The organism is Nocardioides sp. (genome assembly GCF_024509035.1).
Classification (GTDB): Bacteria; Actinomycetota; Actinomycetes; order Propionibacteriales; family Nocardioidaceae; genus Nocardioides.
Map to the genome: position 1 here is coordinate 1 of NZ_JANINT010000226.1, position 3,327 is coordinate 3,327.

Annotated in this window: 5 protein-coding genes and 1 pseudogene; 3 read left to right on the plus strand and 3 right to left on the minus strand. The window is 73.3% G+C overall.

Annotation, left to right across the window (positions count from 1 at the left end; all coding sequences use genetic code 11):
• Positions 1-235, minus strand: a pseudogene (locus tag Q0L15_RS15985) (magnesium chelatase); the annotation flags it as partial.
• 68 nt (positions 236-303) lie between these two features.
• Between Q0L15_RS15985 and Q0L15_RS15990 the strand changes: the two are divergent.
• Positions 304-669 carry a YchJ family metal-binding protein gene (locus tag Q0L15_RS15990; protein ID WP_296605444.1) on the plus strand — a complete coding sequence of 122 codons (366 nt, stop codon included), beginning with the start codon at positions 304-306 and terminating at the stop codon, positions 667-669.
• A gap of 8 nt (positions 670-677) precedes the next feature.
• On the opposite strand, the gene Q0L15_RS15995 is transcribed toward Q0L15_RS15990, so the two are convergent.
• Together Q0L15_RS15995 and Q0L15_RS16000 are read right to left on the minus strand one after the other, a co-directional pair.
• The gene (locus Q0L15_RS15995; RefSeq protein ID WP_296605445.1) at positions 678-1,076 is read right to left on the minus strand and encodes a CBS domain-containing protein; all 399 of its coding nucleotides are present in this window, start codon (positions 1,074-1,076) and stop codon (positions 678-680) included.
• A gap of 3 nt (positions 1,077-1,079) precedes the next feature.
• The gene (locus tag Q0L15_RS16000; protein ID WP_296605446.1) at positions 1,080-1,982 is read right to left on the minus strand and encodes a universal stress protein; all 903 of its coding nucleotides are present in this window, start codon (positions 1,980-1,982) and stop codon (positions 1,080-1,082) included.
• 131 nt (positions 1,983-2,113) lie between these two features.
• On the opposite strand from Q0L15_RS16000, the gene Q0L15_RS16005 reads away from it, so the two are divergent.
• Positions 2,114-2,554: a pyridoxamine 5'-phosphate oxidase family protein gene (locus Q0L15_RS16005; RefSeq protein WP_296605447.1), complete on the plus strand. Its 441-nt coding sequence runs from the start codon at positions 2,114-2,116 to the stop codon at positions 2,552-2,554.
• A gap of 44 nt (positions 2,555-2,598) precedes the next feature.
• Positions 2,599-3,327: GAF domain-containing protein (locus tag Q0L15_RS16010; protein WP_296605448.1), on the plus strand; the 729-nt coding region annotated here is incomplete at its 3' end.

The window sequence follows — 3,327 nt, forward strand, 5'->3', positions numbered from 1 at the left end:
GGCGGGTCTTGCCCTGGCCGCGCTCGCCGAGGAGCACGATGTCGTGGCCGGCGATGAGCGCCCGCTCGAGCTGCGGGATCACCGTGTCGTCGAAGCCGTGCAGCCCGGGCCACGGGTCACGGCCCTCGCGCAGCGCGGCGAGCAGGTTGTCACGCACCTCCTGGCGCAGGTGCTTCTGGATGTGGCCGGAGGCGCGGAGCTCGCCGACCGTCTGGGGGGTTGGAGCCGAGGTCACCTCACCACGCTACTCACGCCTCCAACAAACGGGCCAGGTCTCCGTTTCCGGCTCGGTAGCCTGCGCCCGTGACCCTGCAGCCGACCTGTCCCTGCGGCTCGGGCTCGGCGTACGACGCCTGCTGCGGCCGGCTGCACCGCGGCGCGGCCCTCGCCGAGACCGCCGAGCAGCTGATGCGCGCGCGGTACGCCGCCTACGCGGTCGGCGACACCGACTACGTGTTCCGCACCTGGCACCCGCGCACGCGACCCGACGACCTCACCCCCGAGGCGGGCCTGACCTGGACCGGCTTGAGCATCGTGGGTGCGGGCGAGGACTGGGTGGAGTTCGTGGCGTCGTACGAGCGCGGCGGTGTGCCCGGCGAGCTGCGCGAGCGCAGCCGGTTCGAGCGGCGCGCGGGCCGCTGGGTGTACGTCGACGGCGAGGTGGGCTGAACCCCAGGTCAGGTCGCGCCGTCGCCCGCGAGGTGCCGGCCGGCGACGTGCGTCACGAGGTCCGCCCAGGTGAGCAGCCCGACGACCCGCCCGGTCTCGTCAGCGACGACGACCGCGTCGACCAGCGCGTCGAGCATCACCTCGGCGGCGCGCTGGAGGTCGTCGTCGGGGCTCACCCGGGGCGGCTCGAGGAGCACCTGGTCACCGACGCGGCCGGGCCACCCGGGTCGCCCGAGGGCCGCCAGCACCTGCTCGATGGAGAGCAGGCCGCGGACCGTGCGGTCCGGCTCGACGACCACCAGGTGACGCACGGCGGAGGCGAGGAACGTGTCGACGGCCACCGCGAGGTCGCAGTCGGAGCGGATCGCGATCACACGGCGCGACATCACGGTCGACACCGCGTCCACGGCTCAGTCCCCCGCGTCCGGGACGACCTGGTCCAGGGCGGGCGGCTCCGGCACGATCGCGACTGGGCAGGTGGCGTGCTCGAGCACCGCGTTGGCGATCGAGCCGTACAGCAGCGTCGTGAGGGTCCCGCCGTGGTGGGCACCCACGACCACCAGGTCCATCCCCTGGGAGGCGCGCACCAGGCGCTCGTCGGCCATGCCGCGCACGATCTCGGTGCGCGCCGAGACGTCGGGGAACTTCTCGGCCAGGCCGGCGATCGACTCCGCGAGCTCGAGGCGTACGTCGCTGGCCACCGGCTCCTCCTCGGTGCCGGGACGAGCGTCCCAGAAGCAGTGCATGATCGTCAGCGGCAACCGGTGCAGCGAGGCCTGGCGATAGGCGAACTCGACGGTCGTCAGTGACCGCGCCGTGCCGTCGGCACCGACCAGCACACCGTTGCGGGTCACAGCCGGCTGGCTCGGGCGTACGACGACCACCGGGCACCGCGCCTCCCGCGACACCGCGAGGCTGACGGAGCCGAGCAGCAGGCTCTTGATCGGGCCCCGGCCGCGCGACCCGACGACCACGAGAGCGGCCTCCTCGGACAGCTCCAGCAGCGTGAGCCGCGCATCGGACATCCGCACGACCTCATGGACCACCAGCTCCGGAGCCCGCCGCGCCACCTGCTCGCGCGCATGTTCCAGCATCACGACCGCGTCGCTGTGGAGAGCCTCGAGCACCGCGCGGTGGTCGACGCCGGCCGGGTCCACCCAGACGGACCCGGAGGGGTCCACGCCATGGGCCAAGGTCAGCTGCCGAGACTCCAGCTGCGCCTGGTCGATCGCCCACTCCAGGGCTCGCTCGGCCGACGGCGAGCCGTCCGTGCCGACGACGATGGTCCCCGCGGGAATCGCAGTCGTCTCCATGGATCCACGGTGCGTCGAGGGGTCTGGCGCCAGTAGCGCCGAAGGCCCCGCATGTCAGGACCATCGGCCCTGCTGACCGCAGCAGGCCCGTGGACAGCATGGAGCACCACCGAAAACCCGAGGGGGACCCCGTGCCGGAAGCGATCGACCTGAGCCGCGAGGAGTGCGAGCGGTTGCTGCGCGCCGGCGTCGGCGGCAGGATCGCGCTCTCCTCCCCGAACGGTCCCCACATCGTGCCGGTGAACTACTCGGTCGTCGACGACACCATCGTGGTGCGCACCTCGCCGTACAGCGTGCTGGGCACCTACGGCCGCGACAGCATGCTCGCCTTCGAGGTCGACCAGTTCGACCACGAGCGCCAGCGCGGCTGGAGCGTGGTGGCCCGCGGCCGGGGCGAGGTGGTCTCCGACGCCGAGGAGCTCGAGCACATCCGCTCCGTCTGGGAGCCCCGGCCGTGGGCCTCCGGCGGTCGTAGCCTGCACCTCCGCCTGCGCTGGAGCGAGCTCTCCGGCCGGCGCATCGGCTCCGGCTGGGACGTCGAGGCGGCGCTGCCCGTCCGGCGTTCCGTGTGATCGAGCGCCACGCGCTGCGGCACACTGGCGAGCGTGATGGTCCCGTGACGCCCCCACACGGCAACGCACACGACGAGGGGCACGACGAGGCGCTGCCCGCGTCCACGCGAGCCCTCCTCGAGGCGGTCGCCGCCATCTCCTCCGACCTCGACCTGCACGCGGTGCTGTCGCGCATCGTCGAGGCCGCGACCCACCTCACCGGCGCGCAGTACGGCGCCCTCGGCGTCGTCGGCAGCGAGTCGGTGCTCGTCGAGTTCGTGACCACCGGCATCAACGCCCCGCACCGCGCGGAGATCGGCGACCTGCCGCACGGACGCGGCATCCTCGGGCTGCTCATCCACGAGCCGCAACCACTGCGGCTCGACGACCTGAGCGAGCACCCCCAGGCGGCCGGCTTCCCGACCCACCACCCTCCGATGCGGACGTTCCTCGGCGTGCCGGTGCGGATCCGCGGGACGGTGTTCGGCAACCTCTACCTCACCGAGAAGGCCGGCGGCGGACCGTTCACCGCCGAGGACCAGATGCTGGTGGAGGCCCTCGCGACCACGGCCGGGTTCGTGATCGACAACGCCCGCGCGTACGGGCTCAGCGAGCGCCGACGCCAGTGGCTCGAGGCCTCGGCGGAGCTCTCGGAGAACCTGCAGCCGCCCATCGAGCTGGGCCGGGCGCTGAGCCAGGTGGCCCGCGCCGCCCGCTCGATGACCCAGGCCGTGGCGGCCTCGGTGCTGCGGCTGGACAACGGCGTCGCCGTGCACACCACCGCCGTGGACGAC

Excerpts from the sequence above, each read along its gene's own strand:
- Q0L15_RS16000 (WP_296605446.1), bottom strand. The coding sequence starts at position 1,982 with ATGGAGACGACTGCGATTCCCGCGGGGACCATCGTCGTCGGCACGGAC.